Annotated in this window: 19 protein-coding genes; 8 read left to right on the top strand and 11 right to left on the bottom strand. The window is 43.5% G+C overall.

Going from position 1 to position 22,486, the window contains the following annotated elements; all coding sequences use genetic code 11:
• Positions 1–10 precede the first annotated feature (10 nt).
• The 6 genes from L3069_RS24380 to mobI are packed head-to-tail and all read right to left on the bottom strand — an operon-like array spanning position 11 to position 8,228.
• Positions 11–673 (bottom strand): DUF4400 domain-containing protein, encoded by a 663-nt coding sequence (locus L3069_RS24380; RefSeq protein ID WP_000718549.1) that lies wholly within the window; start codon positions 671–673, stop codon positions 11–13.
• Positions 660–1,769: a hypothetical protein gene (locus tag L3069_RS24385; protein ID WP_000343600.1), complete on the bottom strand. Its 1,110-nt coding sequence runs from the start codon at positions 1,767–1,769 to the stop codon at positions 660–662. The genes L3069_RS24380 and L3069_RS24385 overlap by 14 nt, the downstream gene beginning before the upstream one ends.
• On the bottom strand, positions 1,769–3,853 hold the full coding sequence (gene traD, locus L3069_RS24390; protein ID WP_001284073.1) for a conjugative transfer system coupling protein TraD: 2,085 nt from the start codon (positions 3,851–3,853) through the stop codon (positions 1,769–1,771). Before traD ends, L3069_RS24385 begins: the two co-directional genes overlap by 1 nt.
• Complete coding sequence (gene mobH / locus L3069_RS24395; RefSeq protein WP_001011152.1) at positions 3,853–6,999, bottom strand: MobH family relaxase; 3,147 nt, start codon at positions 6,997–6,999, stop codon at positions 3,853–3,855. The genes traD and mobH overlap by 1 nt, the downstream gene beginning before the upstream one ends.
• A gap of 9 nt (positions 7,000–7,008) precedes the next feature.
• A complete protein-coding gene (locus tag L3069_RS24400) occupies positions 7,009–7,746 on the bottom strand; it encodes a hypothetical protein (RefSeq protein ID WP_000995978.1) in 738 nt (245 codons plus the stop codon).
• Positions 7,743–8,228, bottom strand: coding sequence for a conjugative transfer protein MobI(A/C) (gene mobI, locus L3069_RS24405; protein WP_000071885.1), 486 nt, complete (start codon positions 8,226–8,228; stop codon positions 7,743–7,745). The genes L3069_RS24400 and mobI overlap by 4 nt, the downstream gene beginning before the upstream one ends.
• A 759-nt stretch (positions 8,229–8,987) precedes the next feature.
• Here mobI and L3069_RS24410 point away from each other — a divergent pair.
• The 5 genes from L3069_RS24410 to L3069_RS24430 all read left to right on the top strand — a co-directional run bounded on the left by L3069_RS24410 (position 8,988) and on the right by L3069_RS24430 (position 17,304).
• On the top strand, positions 8,988–9,788 hold the full coding sequence (locus L3069_RS24410) for a hypothetical protein (protein WP_000004208.1): 801 nt from the start codon (positions 8,988–8,990) through the stop codon (positions 9,786–9,788).
• A 1-nt stretch (position 9,789) separates the two neighbouring features.
• Positions 9,790–10,302: a hypothetical protein gene (locus L3069_RS24415; RefSeq protein WP_001140952.1), complete on the top strand. Its 513-nt coding sequence runs from the start codon at positions 9,790–9,792 to the stop codon at positions 10,300–10,302.
• Between the two features lie 591 nt (positions 10,303–10,893).
• On the top strand, positions 10,894–11,940 hold the full coding sequence (locus L3069_RS24420; RefSeq protein WP_000196727.1) for a thioredoxin family protein: 1,047 nt from the start codon (positions 10,894–10,896) through the stop codon (positions 11,938–11,940).
• Positions 11,930–13,345, top strand: coding sequence for an IncHI-type conjugal transfer protein TrhH (gene trhH, locus L3069_RS24425; protein ID WP_001257292.1), 1,416 nt, complete (start codon positions 11,930–11,932; stop codon positions 13,343–13,345). Before L3069_RS24420 ends, trhH begins: the two co-directional genes overlap by 11 nt.
• A gap of 8 nt (positions 13,346–13,353) precedes the next feature.
• Positions 13,354–17,304 carry a conjugal transfer protein TraG N-terminal domain-containing protein gene (locus L3069_RS24430; RefSeq protein ID WP_000386160.1) on the top strand — a complete coding sequence of 1,317 codons (3,951 nt, stop codon included), beginning with the start codon at positions 13,354–13,356 and terminating at the stop codon, positions 17,302–17,304.
• Positions 17,305–17,426: 122 nt separating this feature from the next.
• Here L3069_RS24430 and L3069_RS24435 read toward each other — a convergent pair whose 3' ends face one another.
• From L3069_RS24435 to L3069_RS24450, 4 genes are all read right to left on the bottom strand, one after another.
• Positions 17,427–17,933, bottom strand: a complete 507-nt coding sequence (locus tag L3069_RS24435) for a YrhA family protein (protein WP_000654195.1) — start codon at positions 17,931–17,933, stop codon at positions 17,427–17,429.
• 9 nt (positions 17,934–17,942) lie between these two features.
• Positions 17,943–19,004, bottom strand: a complete 1,062-nt coding sequence (locus L3069_RS24440; RefSeq protein ID WP_000902297.1) for an HNH endonuclease signature motif containing protein — start codon at positions 19,002–19,004, stop codon at positions 17,943–17,945.
• Positions 19,005–19,127: 123 nt separating this feature from the next.
• On the bottom strand, positions 19,128–19,685 hold the full coding sequence (locus L3069_RS24445) for an HAD domain-containing protein (protein ID WP_001371950.1): 558 nt from the start codon (positions 19,683–19,685) through the stop codon (positions 19,128–19,130).
• Between the two features lie 82 nt (positions 19,686–19,767).
• Positions 19,768–20,307: a lytic transglycosylase domain-containing protein gene (locus L3069_RS24450; RefSeq protein ID WP_000494968.1), complete on the bottom strand. Its 540-nt coding sequence runs from the start codon at positions 20,305–20,307 to the stop codon at positions 19,768–19,770.
• A gap of 147 nt (positions 20,308–20,454) precedes the next feature.
• On the opposite strand from L3069_RS24450, the gene L3069_RS24455 reads away from it, so the two are divergent.
• The 3 genes from L3069_RS24455 to L3069_RS24465 all read left to right on the top strand — a co-directional run bounded on the left by L3069_RS24455 (position 20,455) and on the right by L3069_RS24465 (position 22,077).
• Positions 20,455–21,204 carry a thioredoxin fold domain-containing protein gene (locus L3069_RS24455; RefSeq protein ID WP_000720274.1) on the top strand — a complete coding sequence of 250 codons (750 nt, stop codon included), beginning with the start codon at positions 20,455–20,457 and terminating at the stop codon, positions 21,202–21,204.
• A gap of 24 nt (positions 21,205–21,228) precedes the next feature.
• Positions 21,229–21,621 (top strand): hypothetical protein, encoded by a 393-nt coding sequence (locus tag L3069_RS24460; RefSeq protein WP_000843243.1) that lies wholly within the window; start codon positions 21,229–21,231, stop codon positions 21,619–21,621.
• 195 nt (positions 21,622–21,816) lie between these two features.
• Positions 21,817–22,077 carry a hypothetical protein gene (locus L3069_RS24465; RefSeq protein ID WP_001439466.1) on the top strand — a complete coding sequence of 87 codons (261 nt, stop codon included), beginning with the start codon at positions 21,817–21,819 and terminating at the stop codon, positions 22,075–22,077.
• A 59-nt stretch (positions 22,078–22,136) separates the two neighbouring features.
• Here L3069_RS24465 and L3069_RS24470 read toward each other — a convergent pair whose 3' ends face one another.
• A complete protein-coding gene (locus L3069_RS24470) occupies positions 22,137–22,484 on the bottom strand; it encodes a hypothetical protein (protein WP_121343843.1) in 348 nt (115 codons plus the stop codon).
• Between the last annotated feature and the right edge of the window lie 2 nt (positions 22,485–22,486).

The raw sequence follows: 22,486 nt of genomic DNA on the forward strand, positions 1-22,486 counted from the left end.
CTGACCACCTTTACATGAGTTTTTGAAAGTTAGACCACAAGCGATTCAATGCAATTCCCAGTATCAATAAAGCGACTGGTGGGAAAAGTTGAGCGATATTGTTAAATAGTGACATATTTGGCATGACCAGGTAGACCATCGTTAAAGCACTGATCACCCAAAATGCTCGAAACCAAATACGATAAAACTGAACTGTAACCTTACCAAATACGTACCTCTTCAATTTCCACTGGTACATTCCATCTGCTAGCATGGCAAATAGATAGGGCAGAAAAACGATTAGCCACCCCAGGATTAAGTTCCACCGGAAAATGGACTGATAAAGTAAGAGGGGTATGTTTTTGGCCATAGTGTAATTAATAGAGGTAAATTTTTCAGCAACAATGTTAATACCTCTGGCTGGTTTTTTGGTGTCAGGGATCAGAATAGTATTCAGATAGTCAATTAACTTATAGTCATGTACCAACCAATTTAAAGTCGCTTCACTATTTGCAATGACAGACTTCCAACGGTCATTTGATATGATGGACCGGCTTGCATTAACCTCCTGAGTAATCTGATATTTGAGCTCCTCAGTATTCTGGAAAGCCAAGCTGTAACCAAAATAAATGACCATGCCAAAAAAAAGCATTGTTCTGAGCACTGCTGCCCTGCTTGTATTATCCGCAGCCATTGCTTTCCCTCCATTCACGAAAAAGAGCTAGCCTCTGATCGTGATTGCAATAGTTGTTACGCCACATCGTCGGGATACCCAGGAGCCAGTGGTACTGTTTAGGTATGATTTGGTCGATGAGGCTTAACTCCGCCAGTTCTTTATGCTCTGCGCTTTTCCACTCGATCTGTCCCACATCAGGAACAAATACAGCGGTCCTTGCTTTTGCGGCCTGGCGGGAAAATTCTATAAAGTTGATGCCCCACGGCGTCCAGTATCTGTACTGCTCGTTTAGGCCGATGTTAAACACCGGCAGAGAAAGAGTTGAGTCGGCAAAAGCCGAAATCACATTTTTGCAGACTCTTGGACTATCTATTTTTTCCTGTTCGGTTTTGAGATGAGTCAGCAGTGCACGGTCAATAATGCTGTTAAAGGTGTTTGTATAAAGGCCATTAGGGTCAGGAAGCTGATCTATGGCAGTAATGATTTTAAATTTTAACCGAGAAAGAAAGGGAGAGTCCTCAATAGTAACTATATGACTATGTGTTGTTTCTGGATGAATCTGGGGTTTGATGCGCTGTACTTGTTTAAAAGAGACACTACCTGGCAAATTAATGAATGCGCCCACCGTGCGTGTTAAATCGACGAAATAAGGCAAAAGATAACAACCAAGCATACGGGCATTCTTTTTTACAAGATCACACCGTACGTCATTGTTATCGAAAGAAATACGGAAACTAACGAATTTACGTTCAGGACCTTCGCTGGTGGTCAGTGATTGAATCCATTCATGGCATGATCCTTGTGGTACCGACCAGTAGCTGGTTTCACGGTCCCCAAAGGGATCAGTCGTGATCAACTCTCCCTTTAAAAGGAAAAGCTCAGACAGGGTATTTGCCATGGAGAATAGGGAATCGATATCGTTGCTCTGACAAAATTTTCCCAAATGATGAAACGCGTTTTTTTCTATCATAGTTAGCCGATCTCGAACTTCCTGAGAATCTGCGTACTTTAAACCCAAAGACTGAAAGCGCCTTTTTACGAGCGAGCGACATTTGCTGACTTTTAGTGCAGAGCTTAAAATTTGCTGGCGCGTCAGGACAATTTTTTCATCCATCAATGCAACTTCCTTAGAAATTTATTAAGATTTTTGATATCGAGATTTTGACGCAAAGTAACTTTTCCGGCCTTCTTGAAAAGCATTTCCGACAGAGTTGTGTTTGGCTTCATTTGTTTCTCAGCAACAGCAATAGGGATTTGGCCTACAACCTTCCTGCCATCTTGAAGCCTGGCAACTATGTGAAACATAGGGACCTGACCCAAGAGATCCTTTGGAATACTCTCTTCTAAAGTTGTCTGCTTTCTTTCTGAGATTGAACCTGAGAAGTTATTATGCGGCAAAGATGTTTCTGAACCGGTCGTATAAGTGACCATATTTGTGCTTATCGCACTCTTACCAAAGTTCTCTACAACAAGCGTCTGAGTAGGAGTATCGTTGACTCGCAAGCTTATATAATTGTTGCAGAGCCCCGTAATTCGATTGGCAGTTTCAACACTTGCCGCAGCAATAAAGTCGGAGATGGTTTGGGTGCAAATAAACAGTGCAATTTTCGCTGCACGACCCTGCGCCAGAAGGTTAATCATAGGGTTGTTAATGGCTGAGTGTGCCTCATCAACAAAAATACTTATCCTGGAATTAGCTGACATATCACCATCTTGAGCGTTGTAGCGACTACCGGCACAGGAGGTCAGATCTGACATTATTAATTGAGAAATAGCAGCTGCTGTATCGGGGTTTGAAAGGCCATCAAGCGAAATGTATAGCACCCCGCCAGTGCTGAACATCCCTTCGCTTGTTACAATTTCTCTTGATGATACTGAGTTCGGGTTAGGAGATAAAAGCTCATTTAAAGGTTTTTCAATGAGCATATCGAAAACAGGCATAATACCTGCGGTCATTTTAGCCATATGCTCTGGGTCGGACATTGAGTAATCAATAAGCTGGGAAACAGTATCTAACCAGTCTATTTGTTCGGACCCCTCGTAATTCATGAAATGAGCCGTAAACCATTCAGCGAGACGCTTGAAACGTACCGGCAAGGTATCGTTAGCGACGTACTTAACTTTTTCGGTCCAGACATCGTAACCATAATATCTCGCGTAACATGACTCCATTACCTTGACTGTAAGATTCACAATAGACATGTGGCTTTTCATGTTCTTGTGAATCAGATAAATAGAAGGCTTTTTCTCTATGTAAGAAAGCCCGGAAATCACATTGGAAACGAGAGCCTTGGCATACTGAACGAATGGGTTAACCTCACCGGGAACTGTCACCAAGCTCAAAAGACGAGATGTTAGGTCAGAAACATTAGTATAGGTGTTGCAGACATCAATACAGACCGAAGATGCTGGCTGGCCAGGATGAAATTTATAGAAAGGAAGACCGAGGGTCTTAGCCTCTTCCATTAGAGATTCTCGCCACTCTGCATCGTTCTTTGGATCTATGACAACAACAACATGACCAAGATGAAGCATGCTAATGCTTAGTAAACGCTGTAGCACCGTTTTCCCGGTACCCACGTTTCCGGTTATCAGAGTATGACCAAACCAATTGTCTTCAGTTACAAATATGGGTTCCCTACGTTCCACAGCAAAAATTGCATTGCTGCCGCCCATCTTACGAGCCATTGCGTCAAAATGTCTCTTAATTGGGTTGAAGACGAATGGCAACTCGATCTCACGTTTATCACTGGAGAGGTTAGCTATTTGATATGCCCGATCCGCATGTTCCGGACCCCACTCAAACCCATCACAAAAATAGGACTTTCGCTCGGGTATATCCTTATTTTTATTTTGATAATCCTGAACCAGTTGACGATACTTTCGCTCATTGGAGAAAAAGTTACTTTTGTTAATTACACGCAGTGAATCAAGACTAACGAACATGAAATGTCGCTTGAATACACGCCAATGAGCCATCAAAAATGGCGCTGCTGTTTTGCAACGATAAAGGCACAGCAAAAAAAGCAATATTGAGGTGAACAGAACTATTGGGGCGATGTCCAGTCCGTCTGAAGAAAGTCCCATATAAAGCATAGAAACCGAACAAATCAAAAGTATTGAGGCACTACGATACTCAAGAATAGGCCGATAAAAATTCTCTTGTGCATGGAGGTTAGTCCTCTTCGAATCTGACATTATAGGTTCCCAGCCTCTTTCAGGTTATTGATAATTCGTTCAATGTCCACTTTCGCCCGGTCTGATGCGGCCAGCAAAGTAGGCATGTTAAATGCATGGCATTTTGTATTGATCACAGCACCAGAATTAACGAGGTACTGAGGAAGCTTATTGAAAAGATCTTGAGCCTCTAACTGCGACCCAAATTTTTCCACGCAAGATTGGGTCAGATAGAGAGTATTAGGAGTACTTACCATAAATCTGTTTTTGCGCTTTCTTTTAAACGCCACCTCCATTTTGGACAGAATTTGATGCAGTACTAACGCAATTTCTACAAATTCAAGCTCTGTAACGTCACCTTCGCTTATAAGCGAGAATTCACCATTTTGGTCTGATTCAGTAGATGCAAAGACTTTACTGTTCAGATTGTGACCAGAAACAGGTGATGCTGGTTTTTGTACTTCTGCTTTGTCCGATGATTTATTCCGGTTGCGCTTGGGATTTTGTTTTTCTACCGGTGCTGTTGGGGCGAACAGTCTGGCCAGTGCTGGCGAAAGATGATGCCCCTTAGCGTCTGTGGGCGCATGCTCTCCATTTGATTCTTCAAGTACAGGAGGTAAGGCGGGCTCTTCACTTGCCATCACACTGGTTGCGGCTGCTTCGGTCTGGGAATACACAACTTCAGCTGGTGGTGGGCAGTTACCCTCAGTATCTGGTTCTGAGTTTTCTTGTCCTACAGAAACATCCATAGAGCGTTCATTCGTACCCTGGGGATCAGCGTTCTGTTCTCGGTTAAGTTCTGGTAATTCTGACGGCTCGGAGAGAAGCTTTTCATTATGGACCGAAGAGCTTGTTGCACAACTACCGACTTCTGGCCGAGAAACACTAAGCTGTGAGAAATCGGTATAATCAATGATCTCATGCTCTTCATCTTCTTTCTCAAAAAGATGTTGATAATGTTCATATTCCACAGCCTCAGTTTTCAGCGGACCAGTCGCGGATGCACTATCGGTTCCATGATATTCCACGTCGCCAGAATGTTCTTCGACTGCATTTACACGTGGGGGAGGCAGCTCAAGCGTTTGCTTTGGACGTGGGGCAGAGTTTTCAACAGAAGACTCATCATTAATCACTAATGCCTGATACATAGAAGTATTGAAAAGTGACTTTAAAGTTGTTGGCCTTCTTGGCTCATGATAGGTGAGCTGGAACCCGGCGCAGTTATCGCCGAGCTGGACTAAACGCAGATCGTCAATGTCCCTTACTATCCACATTCCATCGAGAGAGCCTTCTCTGAATGTCAGTTGGAAATAGGGCTCTTCACTGAATGCTTTTTCATCTAATCCCGGCAGCAATGCCATAGTGGTATCTATGTTGAGGTAGGGGACAGCATCAACACACACTATATAGTCATTGGAAAGTGGAGCGCTTAAAAGGAGTTCATGAAGTTGGTTGACCAGGACATGGGATTCCGTGTCCTTTGCCGATTCATCTTCACTTTCTTCTATATCAGGAATGACAGGATCAGCTGCTTCCTCACCCTCAGATTTAACTATCTGCGTGTCATTATCAATTTCATTATCACTTTCGGCTTTCTTCTCAAAATCGTCGGATGAGCCTTCATTTTTCTTAGAATGTATATCAACATCAATAGAGGCAGAGGAGCGGCCTAAATCATTAACCTTAAGAACAGCCGTCTCAACAGTATCAGTAATTTTAGTTATAACGTCCCGACCGGGCACTGGTCTTCTGTATTCAGTAACTGTTTTTTGCTCGTCAATGTAAATAAAGTCTTTATTGGCATTAACGCTAAAAAGACCCGGCACTGAGTCAGGGATTTTATAGGAATCAAAGATTAAACCAATCCACCTTAGCTTAAGAAGGTTATAGAATTCTAGTTTCCCTATCCCATTTCTAAAGATGTTTGATATTTCGTTTTCCGAATAGATACCCGGAATGAAGTAGTGAACGACACGCTCATCATCATAGGGCTCGACGTAACCACGTTGAACTAGGGATTCTACCAATACGGTCTTACCAGCCTCTCCCTGAGGGAAGTTATATTTATGTAATTCGAAATCATTGAGAACAAAATCAAGGAATGCGTTCTCGTTAAGGTATACCTCACCATTTACGATAATGATGTGCATAGGCTTAGCATTGTAATTGTTGATATTGATACTGGTAAAGTTGTGCTTGATGGTACTAATGGCCCTTGCTGCTGCATCATTAGAACGCAGACCCATGATAGGGTCACGTAAAACATTAAGGTCTGTACCAGTAGAATAGAAATCAGCGGTCCTCACGCATTTAGACAAAAAGTCATTCCCATCAGTATAAACGTTTAGGGCGGTGATCATTTTTGAATAAACACGTTCTTTATTTACCCGATCCAAAAATGCAAGACATACCGGGTTTAGGATTCGCTCAAGGAAAACGCTGGACCAGATATTATGTTGATTATGAATACGCTTTCGCCAGTGGATTTCGTATTCAACCACGTCATTTTCACGTGCCCAGTCAAGAAGACTTTGTGAGCTTGGCGTCCAAATGATCGGACTAGCTAAATTCAGGCTTACAATGTCGAGATCGTAAACCTTTCCGGCATCATGGACTAAACCACAGATAAACGCAGCATAGAGATATACTTTTCTACGGACTACTTCTTCATCTTGATATCCGATTGGTCTCAGTTCTGAGTGATGCGCATTTTTTAAAGAGAGTATGGCCACTTCCAGGCTGTGAGAAAGTAACCCACCAATACCATTATGATGATGATTTTCGGAAGCTGGCAAAAGATGTATCCAGCGAACATATTCAACCAAGGGCTTTAAAACTAAATTAGTAAATGTATATGCATCGTCCCTGATGTCGCTATCGCTGATAGCTAACATCATTGAAATTGAGTGCAGCTTTTCCCGATACAGAGACAGGATTGACTGTTCATTAAATGTCTGTATGCCCGTCGGACGAGTTGGATACTCGATGAATTTCAGGACTTCTGGATTTGGATGATCAGGAACAGTGTACTTCTGATCTCCTAGAATCTGCGCAAAAGGAGAGAGGCTTGATATATCCTCAATCATTACAGAGGTTGCATCATTCTCCTGAGATGAGAATATCCCCAAAATCCGTTTAATACATAAATACAGCGCCCTGAAATTCATCATCATACCTTATCGACGTTTGCCTGACAGTTCGGCTGCAATGTATGCCTGCACACTTTTATATTGCATTACTTTGGTGATGAACTCTGCTGGACTGTATGGCCCATCCTTACGGCGAGAAACATTCAGAGTCTTTTTCACATTCTCAACATATAAATTAATACTCTTTATAATGTTGTGAGACATAACCGGATAGTCGCTTACAGCCAGTAAACCCAATGAGTTGTACTCATACATTGTGTTCATGAGCTGGTTCATCTCGAAGATGTACTTGTAAAACCTCATGGTGTTGTGGTTATTGAAGTTGAGTTGTACTGGTTCAAAACTGAAAGGTACAAACTGAGTTGATGACATGAATGAGTCATTCTTGTCGAACTCAATTGACTTAATATAAGCAACAAGATTTTCTTTCATCTTATTGTTTTCTTCATGCAGCTCGTTGAACCAATCCTGAATAGCCTGAACAAGGTCAGGATGTTTAACTGCATCAACCGTTTTAAAGAGAGAGGAAATAGCGATACTCACATCATCAAAACCTCTGATGACTGCTCCATTTCTGGCAGTTAAAAACCGGTTAAAGTCTGGGGTGCCGGGGTTAATAATAACTTTGGCCATACCCTGGTGCTCTGGTCTACGTTGAGTAGAAGTTTGAGCGTTTACGCCTTGCTTTTTATTTGAACCTTTTACCATTACATCTTTTGGTTCAATGTTAATACGCTCATTGTCCGTGATAATTGCGTCGTTCATTGTGCCACCTTAGTTTTTGAGTATTGACGGATTTTTCGTCCAAGTTCGATATATGCTGAATGATAGAGCTCAAGCATTTCTCTGTAAGGCTCCAGCAATGCTTCCGTTTCAGAAATCATTTCGTATTCCCAGCTGGCATGGTTTACAAAACAGTTCTTAGAATATTTTCCACTTTTCATTGGTTGCACCCGTTTTGACATGTGGCTAGGCGCTCTTGTTTTATAAGGGCTGAACTGATGCCAAGTGATCGTTACTTTTCTGGCATTACCAATTAGCTCAACTTTTGGTGCGTAAGAACCCAGGTACTCCCTCTTTGGAACTTTGCTATGTCGGGTAAGGTTAATCTCTTGGTGGTTTCGTTCCTTCCACTTGATCCAGTATTTTGTAATGAGATCTTCAGCCTCAACACGCAAACCTTCAATCTGAGCACGTAAATTTTTACGTGTTAGCTCTATAGAACTTATAAGATTTGAATTACTCATGACGCCTCCTGATGTGAAATTACTATACCGGAGGAAATTTCCGTTTTTTTTCACGAACAGAAGATTTTTGAATGCTCTTTGATGAGGGAATTGAACAGATGTAATGCACTCGCTGTTTCCCCCATTCGGGAGGGGCCTTCAGAAACAGTAACAGCGAGTTTAGCCTCACTTCCATCGCTACCCCCTAAAGTTACTTTTGACAGAATGACCATTGTGGATTATTGCTTTTGATAATGTGCATTGCTCTATTAAAGTTATACATATATCTAGTGCCACTTTTCCAAAAAAAATGACCCTATGGAACTTTGTCCATAGTGACACTTTTATAAAAAGTGACCCTATGACGACATTACATAGGGTCACTTTTCAAACATAAGTGACCCTATGTGAGGCATTCATAGGGTCACTTTTCTTTGTTTAGTGATCCTATGTAAGCATGAGGTTGATGAAAAGTAAAAATGTCAGTTTATGACGGTCAGTGAAAGACGTCGTTATTCTAATCCAACGTTGGGAGGGGCTGGATTTAGGTTTTTTTTTAATCGCTTCACATTTCGTTAGCATGCGCAGGAATTTTTGATAAAATTCTGGTTAGTTTGGTTAAAAAGTGTTACAAGTAAGCGGTGTGGTTGAAGGGATAGATTTAAGGCTTATTCAAGCCTTAAGAAAATACTAAAAGTTACTTTTCACCCTACCGAACACCTAACAAAAAATCCATGTTGAAGATTTGAACAATTGTAATGGCGCAAGGACAATCAGCACATGTCAGAATCTGATAATTTAACTCGTAGCTTACTCGGTAAACTTTTCCGCACTGAGATTTCGCTTATTCGTAGTTACCGTGCATTTTTAATGTTATTGCCTGTGCATGGATCTTCTGCATATCAAACTGGGACTCCTCTTCTCCAGCGTCGCCTATTTGGGAAAGGATTTAGTACAGCCGCTGATTTAGCTTTTGAAGTGGAAACACGTCCAGGTAGTTTTTTGGTTCCGCGTACACTCGGAAAGGAAATTACATGGGAGAGGTTTTTTTCTGCGGTCTTGGACGGTGATTCCAATGTAATTCGTGAATATGATACAAATGATATTGACTATGGTATTTACGATGCCGGTGAAAAAGTGACTTTTCTGAATGGTACAGTGGATATCTATAATCCCAAGAAGATTCATGAGTTGCGTTCTAAATGTGTTGATATACAGAATGACTACTTTATGCAGGTGTTCTTTATCTCAATGCTCGCACCAGAGTTTGTAAGTATTTTCTTTGGTTTAAAACCAACTACAGCTGATGCTATTAAAGACATTGGTTATTCATCGTTAAAAACAATTAACGATGTCGTTCTTTTCCCACGTACAATTGCTTTCTCACAAGGGCATATTGAAGAGAGTGTTTCACTTAAAACGAAAGTTTTTGCCTGGGCTTATGAATTGTCTGCTGACATCCGGTTAGGAAAAGTTAGTGATGATTTGATGGAACTATTACGTTATGACACTATGTTCACCAGTCACCGTCAGGATGTGTTCAACACTTTAACAAATAAAGTTATGTTAAAGGATTATTGATATGGCAAAGGTCGATCAAACAAAAGCTAATGCTCTATTGCGAGCAGCAAGAACTATGTCGCTTGGGGCAAATAAAAATACAATACGAATTTTGTACGGTAATCATGTTGCTGAAAATATCGATTTTGAGCCTGGTGCAAAAACAAAACTCAAAAAAGGTATCCGGGGCTGGAGCAAACGCACAGATAACCGCCGAGCCTTTTCTGCTGTTATTGATGTCGCAGTTAACTATTTTGGTTTTGATCCAATAAATCCGGAAGCGAGTTTTCGGCAAATTGACTTCAACCGAATAATGAGTGTCCTTCATAATCTGGGATACTTTGTATGCGCACCGGAAGTTAATAAAATAATAGAAATCCTTACTTCTATGAAAGAAATTGAAGAACTAGGTGCCTGCGAAAAATGTAAACGCCCATACATTGTGCCAGTGACAAATGATGCTCATTGTCCACGTTGCAGATTATCTTCAACTGCTTCAGCCATAGAGAGGTATTCTCAAGAAGAATTAGATTAAATTTAAAAAAGATATCGCGAAACTTGCCTTGTCTGAATCTAAATATTGACTTAAGTCAAATTCTGTTGTTTGCTTTACAATCAAATATTAGTTACAACTTAAATATCAACTCTTGACAAGTAAAGATATAATTTGATTTTTCTTTATTCAGTTTTTCTTCGTTCCAAAAATGTGCACCTTTTTTTCTGTTGAAAACGTAAAACTACTTAGGTTCTCAAAACCTTCTATGCATGACGACTTCTTAATCGCTTTCAATTAATATATTTTATATTCTTGTCTAAGTTCGCTTCTTTGATCCTTAGCTATTCCTTTTTTGAAATATAGAAACAGCATTACTTGTGATGATTTTTTTCAGCTCTAAATACACCTGTTTTCAAAGCAATATTTGCTTTTAGATATTCGATAAAACCATGTTTTTGTTACACCGGATTTTTGACAACGTGCAAGATGGATGATCTTTCCATCACCGAGACTATCTTCTTAGTCAGCACTCCTTTTCCGTCCTTTTCAACATAAAAACGACCATGCTATACGAGCTCTAACCTTTTTTTTGTATGCCATCATAACCGCATCAGAAAAGGAGAACGGTCTATGACTCGTATTGCATTAGCGCCTTCAAAGATGGTTTTGCTTATGTCTTTGGTAATTACTGGTGCCCACGCCAGCCCTGAGCAACCCCTAATAAAAGATACGCCCTTTGTATCTGGCCAGGCTTATAAGAAGGGTTTCTTCTGGTATGACGATCCTGCTAAAAAAAGCGAAGCTGAAGAAGAAGAGGTTTTGCCACCAACCGGTGCTGCTAGCTCGCCTTCAAAAGAGGAAATGGTAGATTTAAATTCAAAATGGCTAAAAGAGAATATGCCTCGACTGTTAACGCAGGCAATGGATAACCCTACCGCAGAAAATCTATCACGTTATTACACGGCGCAAAGGTTAATGCTGGATATCAGTACGCGTTTTTCTGACAAATCAAAAGATTATTTTCTTAAAAACCCGATGATGTCTGAAAAACGCAGGCAACCAGTGGAAAAGGTGGCACTGGATGCTCACCGCACTGTTGTTGAAAAAAATCAGCAAACGGTAATGAAAGATATCTTTACTAAGTCAGGTTTATTTTTCTTTTTCCAGAGTACTTGCCAGTTTTGCCACGAAGAAAGCCAAATACTTCAATTTATGCAGAACTATTATTCGGTAGATATTCTTCCAATCAGTATGGATGGAAGGCCATTGCATAATGGCCTTTTTCAGGATTTTAACATCCCCAACGCACAAATTATTGATCAATTTAAAATTCGAGAGGTACCTACAATTTTCCTGGTTTCAAAGGATGGGACATCAGCTCAGCGCATTAGTGAAGGCATGATCTCCGCTGATGAATTAAAGAACACTATTATACTTGCCGCGAAGGGCATGAATCTGATCGATGACGCTTCGTTCCAGTCAACTCTAGATATTAAAAGGCAATATACCATCGGCGATGATGGCGTTATTACCGTTAATAAATCCGAAATGGAATCAGACCCATTCCTACTTCAAAAAATAATGGACCAAAAACTCGAAGGCTATGACATGCCTACGGCCGATCCGGTCAATTATCTCAATGCTGGCGGCAGTTTTGGAGGCACTTATGCGCAGTAATGCCGTTTTCAACTTCAAAAAGTTACTTTTGTCTCTTTCTGTTTGTGCTGCAATTTTAGCCCCGACTGCAAATGCAGACAACGCAATGCGTAACATTTTCAATGGCATGATGACGTCTACCAGCCCGGCCACCTTTTCCACAGCAACCCGTACAGGCATAGTTGGCGGGTCAATGTCTTACCGAACAACAAACGTTAATACCAACCTTGTTTCCATGTCGTTTCCAAAAGCTTCTGTCGGTTGTAACGGTATTGACGTTTTTCTTGGGTCCTTCAGCATGATCAACGGGGACCAGCTTGTGCAGGTGGCCCGTGGTATTGCCCAGGGTGCGGCTATCTATGCTTTTAACGTTGCTGTTTCAGCTATTTGTGCTGACTGTGCTGCAACGATTAATGACATCCAAAACAAACTGCAAGCGCTAAATAAATTTGCGAAAGATTCATGCAATGCAACTTACTCTTTCCTTTCTGAAAACGTGGGTACGCCAAGCCAGTTCGCTAACTCAGTTAGCTCTGGACCAGCCTCAATTCTGGGATCGATTAATGGTCTTATTCCTGATTTTGGCTCATCGATGACAAAGTCACCTGAAGCTGTCACTTCTCAGGTTAAAGCAAAGGATCCCGAAGAGTTCGCTGAAAAATTCAGTGGTAACCTCTTCTATATGTCGTTCATGGATATTGATAAGGGAACGATGAACATCGGAGGGGTAACGGAGTTATCCGGTTATAAACTGGCAGAACAACTTATGTCTCTCGTAGGTACTGTCATTATCAACTGGGATAGCAAAGGCGAAAAAGCGGGAATGGAAGTCCGCCCGTCTACCATGACTGTCACGGATTACATCATGGGGCCACCAGCTGGCGGATCAATTAAAATGCTCAAGTGTTCTCCGGCACCAGATCCATCATCCCCACGAAAGGCTCAGTGCCTTGTCATGTCAGAAGTTAATGACGGTGGTTTTAAGGGATTGAAGGATACCATTTCTGATCTTCTTTTAAACGTACAGAAAAAAATCATCAACGACGTTCGTGTTTCAGATGATGAATTACGCATTATCTCCTATATCGGCATCCCGACCATTATCGACTCTTTGCAAACATTCGAAGCACCGGAAGGGTACGCATACATTCAGGACATCAGCACTATTGCTGCGACGAGCCTCGTAATCAACATGTTGCGCCAGGTTGAGGCCAAAATTTCAACCATGAGCATACCGAGTGAGTCGCTGTCGGGTAAAAGGGATGATCTCAACCGATTAACAGACAATCTCTCAAAACAGGTTAAAGCCGCCTATGAGCTATCGCACAGCCAGGTCGGTACCAGCTCGGACGTCATTTCAACCTGGGATAACCGTCGCCTGCAACGGAAGGCTTTCACTGAAAGTATTCGTGGCACACGTAACTGAGGTCTGACATGGATTACAACATATATACCCTGGGTGATATTGATTTTGTCTGGTCGGCTTTTACCGGTATTGCCCTGATCTTTTCTCAATATACTGGTGTAAAAGAGTTCCTGACCACGGCCGCCGTTGTAGCAGGTGTGAGCCTATTCTATAAAACGTGGCTATGGCTTCAGGCTCCGACCAAAAATGAATTACCGTTTTTCTCCTGGTTTTTGGGGTTGATCCTTTTCATGATGGCAATGGTTCGAGTGGATGTAACTATTGAATCTGTAAAGTCGGGAGAGGTCAGAAACGTCGACGGAATTCCAATTTTTATTGCTGCGATGGCAACCGTCACCACTAACTTAAGCCAGGGTTTGCTGAAGGATTATAAAACAGCGTTTGATCCGCTTTCTCCGGTGGACCTGTCTGCAACAACTCTGGACGATGACATCACCCTCGGTCCGATGATCCGATTCGTGAAGTTTTTGCAATGGGGCGGCGATAGCCAGGGCTACTGTTCCGCATTTCCTGAACCGGCCAGCGGGCTAGGGCCAATGAACGTATGTGCTACCGTTCAGTCTCTTGCATACAACTGCCTGAAGGCTACCCAAAACTCAAGCGCAAATATTGCCGGTAAAGAAACTATTTTTAACGATATTTTCTCAGCTAATCTGGCAGATAGCATGGACCGGATTAATCAGGCGATGAAAGGCGCACTGAAGAATGCCTCTGCCAGTATTGTTGGCGCTAACGGTTCAAAATCTGGTACGTGTGATGAGGTCTGGTCAACTGTGAAACAGGTTACCAGTACAGCTGAAGCTCGCCAGACTATTTCCCTTATAGGACAGACAAACGGCATCCTTACTCCAGACGAAGCAAATGGTGCACCTACCGGCGCAAGCTTTACTGATGTTATGGCGTCAGCAAATGGTATGTACGGTAAGGCTATTGGTTCGTATGACGCCACCCTGAACCTGTTCATTATGAATGAGCTCAGAAATGGCGCAAGCAAATATAAGACCCCACTCGGTCTGGCTTCCGATATGCAGTTGTTTGAGGCTTCTCTGAAGCGAACCAACACAATGGCTTCACAGGGCCAGTTGTGGTTACAACTGTCGGGAGCAGCAATCGCATTCCTTGAAATGTTTGCTTATATGGTTGCTCCATTTGCTTTGCTTATGCTGCTGGCGTTAGGTGGTAATGGTGTTGCCGCTGCGGCGAAATATTTGCAACTTATCCTCTTCGTGAATATGTGGCCGCTTACGGCAGTAATGGTCAACGCGTATGTGAAGAAAGTCGCGACGGCCGACTTGGATACCTGGAGCACCCTCAACAGCCAGAATAATGCCGTCACGTGGATGGGACTCCCAGGGCTTGCGGAAACATACAGTTCATACCTGTCTGTTGCTTCCGCCCTCTATGCTCTGATTCCGGTACTCACATTATTCCTGATGACACAGTCGATTCACCCGATGATGAATGCGGTTAAGGGAGTGACCCCCGATGCGCCGGTGGATACTGGTCATGTAACGCCCAAAGTATGGGATGGCCCTAACAGCGGTAAATCTTCATTTGGTGACGTGACACGAACCGCCTTAACCAGTACCGGTCAGGGATACAGCGATGGCGGCGCAGTTGATTCAAGTAATTTCCGTCTTGGAATGTGGAATGCTGGTTCAAGTATCGCTAACAGCCAGGGACAAGGATCAGCTGTAACCTCATCAGTTATGAGTGCGGCAAGTAATTCATTCCAGGCTGGTTACAGTCAGATGAGCGAAATTGGAAGGTCAGGACAGTCGAGCCAGCAGTTCTCAACCAACCTGCAAACAATGAAGCAGATCTCGGATAAGATTGGTGCCTCTGTAGCAGAAGGTATTGCAACGAAACATGGGGTGAGTGCGTCTCAGATGGCCAGCATTGCTTCAAATGTTATTCTCAACGCTGGGCTTAATGGAGGTGTTGGAACTGGCAATGGAGCCGGGCTGAAAGCGGCTGTAGCAGGGCAATTGAGTAGCGGTGCATCTAAGACCAATACAGGCAGTGACTCGCTTTCAAATGACCTTTCAAAAGCAATCACGAATCAGCTTAGCCAGGATTCTGCGTTAACTGACCAGTTCAGTAAAGCGGCGTCTCAGGTAAGCAGCGATCAGATATCCAATACTAATGCGTTTAAAGAAGCATCGTCGAAAATGAACCAGGCGACACAGACGATGGCGCAAAATATTTCTACATCGGTTTCGACTAACGCAAGCTCCAATAGTGGAATGAGCCTTGATTCTAAACAAAGCATTAACCTGGACAGGTTCTCCGATTCTATTCGCAACAAAAACTTCAGTGATGATGATGTAAGGAATTTTGCTCGTAAGAATGGGCTGGATGAGAATGCGTTTATGGAGAAATTCAACTCCTATAACGATACCTTCAAGGCCAGTAATCAGCTTGGATCGCAGCTTCAACGTACTGACGCGCTTGTGGCTGCAACCCGAGATTTCAGTGAGCAAAAAATTGCGATTGATACCGCCCGGGGAGAGACGGCCGAAAGTAATAAACAGGATCTCCGTGAAACCTCCAGCCTGCTTAAAAGTCTGGTTTCCGACTTCGGTGGTAATGCACAGCAGCTGCTACCTATCACCAATCAGCTCGACAGAATTTCAGGTGACGGGTCAGGAATTAATACTATCACTCAGGCACAGGATAGAACTCCTGACAGCGTAAATACGTCTGGCGTGATGAGTGCGTCACGCGTAGGGGAACTGGGTGGAAGTGTAGATTCGCAGGCTAAACTCGGTCTTTCCTCCAACGCTCAGGACGCGACACAGCATGTCCCTGGAAAAAGTGAAGCTGGCTTTACTCCGTATAACCTTGATAACGCGGGCAAAGGCGATATTCAGGGAATACATAACAACAACGTGGGCCGCACTTATTCTGATGAAGAAAGGAATGTGCTTAATTCTCTCGAAAAGAATGGACCTGTACTGAATAATCAGGGTGTAGAGAAAGTCGTCAATTCGGGTCAGGATGTCAGAAATGCAGAAGGCACATTTAACGATCTGGAAAAGGTTGGAGGTCGGGTGGTTGGTGATGGAATGGATCAACGAGCCACTGCTTTGAACAGTATGTATCAGAGCGGGCAAGTTCGTGGCTTATCTAATAACACTGATAACTACTTTAGTCGTGTTGCCAACAACCCGAACTTAAGCCGGGACGATAAGCGAGCTGAATTGGCACAGCAAGCTGTCTTTACCTATGGTGCCAGCACCATGGCTACCGGTGCCGAAAGAGAGCAGCTCAAAGCGGATACCCAGAAGATCCTTAATGAACTGGGTAACTATAACGTTAACTGGAGTATGAATGACGTTAAGAGCATCCATAGCAGTTTCAACACTCATAACAGAGCTGATGGTTCACTTGAGTCAGTCGTACGGGCAAACCTGGGAGAAGGTGGGTCGGGCGGTGGTCTCGTTGGTAACCGCACTCAGACCGTCACAGATCGCTTGGTTGGGGAAAAGATAGAGGCCAACACTGAGCGGGGCGCGATTTCTGGTGCGCTACTCGGGGGCCAGCAATTTGTTTCGGATACGCTAACCAGCGTTGGGGCGAAACCGGTAAATGAGATGCTTACGGGAGCGGGCATCCTTCAAACCCAGACATCGATAGCAAATGATGCCTCTAACCCTGCAAATATGCCTGATTCTCTCCAGGGTAAAGTCCTTAATCACATGCAGATGTCTGATGGCGTCGCAGCTGTAAGTGACCGGTATCAGAGTATTAGCAGCGACGGCGTTTCGACTTATGCGAATGCAGCGCAGAACTCTGAAAGGGCTATCCGGCAGCAATTGACGGATGACCCACGCTTTGGGCCTCAGAAAGCAGATGAATTCATTCAGTACATGAAGTCAGAGCTGAGCAACACAAATGAGCCTTACCAGTCACGTGTCGATAAAGCGGATCAGTGGCTTAATGAAAATAAAAAATAAGGGAGGTTGAATATAACCTCCTGAAATGACTATCAATAGATTGTAAATTACTGCTAAACAATTAAGGCCGCAAAGTATGTGTTTGCGGCCTTTTTTTCAGAAGTACCGCTCTTGCGGAACATTCAACTGACGGTTTGAATCAGTGAAGACAAAAATCTATCAAACTCTGTATGAGATTCAATAACATAATCAGTAGATGCTTTGTCTCTTATCTGAAAGCAGTCGTCTGCAAAACTATAAGCGAAAAGTGACATGCCATCTTCTCCGATTAACACCTTATCAGTGAGATTTGGGTCAACGTAGATTTCATTGTCTCGTGCTTCAAAGTTGCGTATGTAAATATTTGACCACAATAGATTTTCGTTCTCTGCCTGAACAAGGTTATAAAACGTAAGTCCGTTGTACTCAAAACCATCCATAGCATTAAACACTTGGGCATAATCAAGCCTGGTTTTAATGAGTTTCTGTATATCTATATAGGCGCTCTTTTTGTGATCTGCCCACTCCACTGGAGGCGGATTGCAGATTAAGTCTTTCAAGACTTCCGGGGCTACCGGGCTGGCTAAAGGGTAGTGATCTGCAACCATCAACCTCTTTAAGCTGCTGAGTAGTTGAGTTAAATCTTTCATGAGCGCCTCTTACTTTCCTACCGGGTAGATAACACCGTTCGGCGATGGCCATAGAACTTTGGTGCTTGAATTATACGGTAGATCCTTCGTAATGATGGATTGTGCTTTCGACAGTGCTGAATGGTATGGTGAATTCTGAATAAGTACCAGGTTGTCTATAGCGTTTGTGCCACCATCATCAAGAGGGATCTTGTGGTGAACCTGCCACCCAGAGGGGACCTTGCCTGTTGCAAGTTTCATCAAATCGTTAGGTTCAAACGTAGCCAGGGCATCTGGGTGGTCTGAAAGTGATTTAAGGAAGTTAGGGCGTACAGTATTGTTGAATTGTCCACGGAGAGCTAAATATTCAGCTCTGTCTCGGCGCATGTAGTTCAATTCGCTAACATTCATATCATCGAGCAAAACGTGTGCTTTTTTGTACTTGCCGAGATAACTTGTCAATTCATCCGCAGACCTTGGATTTCGGATAACCAGAAGTGAAGCCGCTGCAACCAGCATACCTGAAGTTGTTTCGTTCAATACCTGGTCATAGCCTTCAACAGCTTCGCCGCCAAGTTGTTCAGCCGTATGTCGAAATCCCTCCACATTTCCATTATAAAGCCCGCCAGCTGCGAGAAGACGACCAGCCGCTTTGGAATTAATGGTTTTTGTTGATTGGGCGTGCTGTGCTGGTGTCGTTGATCGAACGTAATACCCCGGGCGTTTCAACTGACGAGAGATGATATCGCGCAGACGGGTAAAGAGGGACAGGGGCAGGTCATTGCGTAGGTTGCCATTTGATATAACCCCCGGCCCGGCATTGCCGGTTATGTCTTTTCTAAGCAGAACGATCTTACCGTATCTGATGTCGTCAAGCGTATCGCGGTAAGCGAGCCAGGGGCGTTGATGGTGGAACTGGTGATACCGGCTGACAAACTGTGTATATCCCTGCGGTAAATTCCATTCCTGAATAATCCGGTTTGGCAGGGCGGTATCTTCGAGGTCATGTACCGCCGTGGCCGGATGTATGATGTGGGGAATATCCTCAAGGTATATGTCATCCAGTGACTTAGCCTGACAGTGATGCAGCATAATGTCCCTTTCTTGTCGAATTCATATGAGACATTATTGCGTATGGTATAAAACAATCAATCCTAAAGTGGATGGGCGTACGAGATCAGCAGTGACAGGGTAAAAGGAAAGTTACTTTGTTCATCAGCGTCCCATGAGCTGATGGTACCTTGCGTTAAGAGCTGCAAGGTCAGATTCGGTGAGGCCCGTGTAATAATCGGTTTTGTGCAAATGCGGATAACCGGCCGGAAATAATGATTCGTCGTCATCAAGGCAGATAAATGCTTTAACTCGATGTGAAAAGACAAAGTCCTCACACTCGGCAGCCCGCACACCAGTCTGTCCGTGTTTTAAATATACCGAACCGGTTGCACCTATGATTTTGTCTCTATAAGGCACCCGGAACAGAGATTTCAGATAACTTGTATTAGCGCACTCACGCCATGAGCTGGAGATAACAATCACCATGGCAGGGCAGTTATCCAGCAATTTCTCTAACAGTGGCATTCGCTCAAAGGTTTCATTTTTACACCTGTGGCAAACCCCATCGAAATCTAAGAAAAGCACGACATGCGAATCAGGGAGAGGGGCCCATAAACCAGCTGTTGTTTCTTCATGAACACATACTTCTTCATGATGAGGGTTTTTCTGGATCAAGAAAGAAGAGAGAATCTTAAATAAATTTCTTGCAGAAGAAGACAATATATTACTCCTGAGTCAGTGTGAAATATTTGTGGTGGTTTACCCAAGCCACTCGATGATCTTCTGTAATATCGGGTTGTATTTATTTAACAACAGGAGTCGGGTTTTGCTCCGGGACATTTTTAGCTATATGGCCATTGTATCGAGGAGGTTGCTGGGTCCATTGATAAAGCTCACCCATCCCGTTACGCTGCTGGATCCGGCGATTGTACTTTACCATGAAGTTAAATATGTACTTTGCACGTACCTTTGGGGTTTTGCTGTTGTAATCTGCAATCCCTTCAAACACATTGCCCTTGCGATCAACAATTTTTCTATAGAGCCACCATGTTCCAACCCAGAAACTTGCGCAAGCATCGTAAGCCAGAACCCGCCACGTTACCGTCGGGAAATGCTTTTTTATTTCAGGTAGATTGGATGAGTTGATCTGCATTGGGCCAATATCATAAGTGCCGTTAGTATTCCTGCTGAAAGTACCAACCTTACCGCCTTCATTGTCAAACAACGTAAAAACCAGTTCAGCATCAATTCCGAAGTAGCGGGCGGCATCCGTAATGCACTGAGTGTAAATCTCATCAGGAACGGGAATAGGTTTCACATCATCTGCTGGTGGTGTAAACACAACGATTTCTCCACTGAATCTACGTTTTATCTATTCTCCCATATATCTATCGACTTTCTTTCGGCTTTACCCGTTGATTTAAGCGTTTAAGCAAAATTCTGGAATTTTGGGGCGTGATAATATTAGTGCTCGATTTAAGGAGCGGAAATGAAAAAAATTATTAAGGCATCGGTATTACTTCTTTCATTAAGTACCGCCTTCACGATGAATGCCGAGCCGGTTAATACAATGGTACTGCCAGATGCAGCCCGGGATAAGCTCAAAGCCATTGGGCTTTCAATCGAGCACGTCGAACCCTCGCCAGTAAAAGATATTTTTACGGTGATTTCCAGGGAGGGGGTAAGTTACGTGAGCAAAGACGGAGATTACATTTTTACCGGAAGCTTATTCCACGTGAAAGGTAAAGATGTGGTAAACACCACTGAGCAGGCCATTTTAATGGGCGTCCGGGAATTCGCATCCAAAACAAAATCCATCGACTACAAATCACCAAACGAAAAATACCGGCTTGCTATCTTTACCGATATAACCTGTGGATACTGCCAAAAACTGCATCATGATCTGAAGTCTTATCTTGATGCCGGTATTTCGATTAAGTTTCTTGCATTCCCACGTGCAGGACTGAACTCGGTAGTAGCCGGGAACATGGCCAAAATCTGGTGTTCAGCAAAGCCAAACGAAGCTCTGGATGCAGCGATGAATCCGGTTTCAACTATCCCGGAAGGACGTCCTGATGAGGCTTGCTTAAACATTATCAAATCGCATTTCCAGGTGGCCTCAACAATCCCGCTGCAAGGTACTCCTACCATGGTGACACTAAGCGGCAAACCGCAGTTATTTACGGGGTGGCTGAGCCCGGAAAACCTGGTGACCCAAATGGGCGCTGCGCAAAAGTAACTTTTCCGACTGTAAGAGGTGTGTATGAAATCTACTTTACTGAGTACGTTAATGCTGGTTGCTGTAGGTGTACAGCCCGTTTTCGCTGCACAATGTCAGTACGGAGCCTGTGGAACGGAAAACGATCCCGGAATCGGATTTCTGATGTCATCGGTACAAATGGATAAAGGTGAACATCTAAAGGAACTCTCTGGTGTTGCGACCACAGGTGACACCATCTCTAAAAAGATGGAAAGCTACCTGGGAAATAAAAAGCTCAAGGTAAACACCGACAGTACCCGCAAGGGGCCGGGTAATACCACCATCAGGCCTACAGATGAGCTCGCCCCAACGAGGCAACTAAAAGTTATCCGGCCCGAACTGGTAAAAAATCCCGATTCGCAGCTCGTGGTAGCTTTCAATGAGCGCCTGGCCTGATTTATTGACTGAGAGCGTCCAGAAGGAAAAAAGATGTCGATACTCAGTAGCTTCGTCATCAGAGCAACGGGGATACCTGACAAAAAGTATCTCCGGGATCCCGTAATAAAACGTTGTTATAAACGTCTGAGTCGTAGGGTGCCTGCTCTAATGACGGGGTGGCTTCTGTGCATTCTGGGTTCAGGGTATGTCAGTATGGCACTGGAACAGCCTGATAGCACTGTATTACTCAGTCTGCTGCTGTTGTATGTTATGTCAGGCATTTTACTGATGCAGTTCCAGTATATGTATTCAGAGCGAAGCATAGGCTACAAGTTCTACCTGGAAGTGCTTATGAATGCAGCTGCCAGTACTCAACATAAAGAACAGTTACAGTATCTGTTCATTAATAAGCCCAATTCCATCACGATGGGCGATCTTTACCGACTTTATGATTTTAATGGGGGAGGGCGATAGCCACGTTAATGTGCGTGTCCAAAAGTCACTTTTGAACATTCTCTTCCCGCCGTCTGCTTTCAGTTCCAGGGGATCACTGCAACATAATTTCCGGAACGCAGCGGCGCATCAAATTTATCAGTAAAGGCGTCGATCATTGCTGAATAAGCAATGCTGTCTGACGGCACAGGTGCATTGCTTTGCATACTCACTTTCAGAACCTGCTTTGCTCCTTTCGCTGACGGGTATACCTCGACATCCAGCTGTCGCATATAGTGCATCTGCGACATCGTCTCAGTGCCTATTACCCCATCGACTGGCTTGTAGTCATAGTCAGTATGCAATTCGCCATGCTTGTCAGTTCTCGTTGTCTTTTTATCTACAACGTAGCCTGTCACCCCAGTAAGAAGCTGCTCGCTATACTGCATGT

Source organism: Enterobacter cloacae complex sp. ECL411 (genome assembly GCF_021869665.1).
GTDB lineage: Bacteria > Pseudomonadota > Gammaproteobacteria > Enterobacterales > Enterobacteriaceae > Enterobacter > Enterobacter intestinihominis.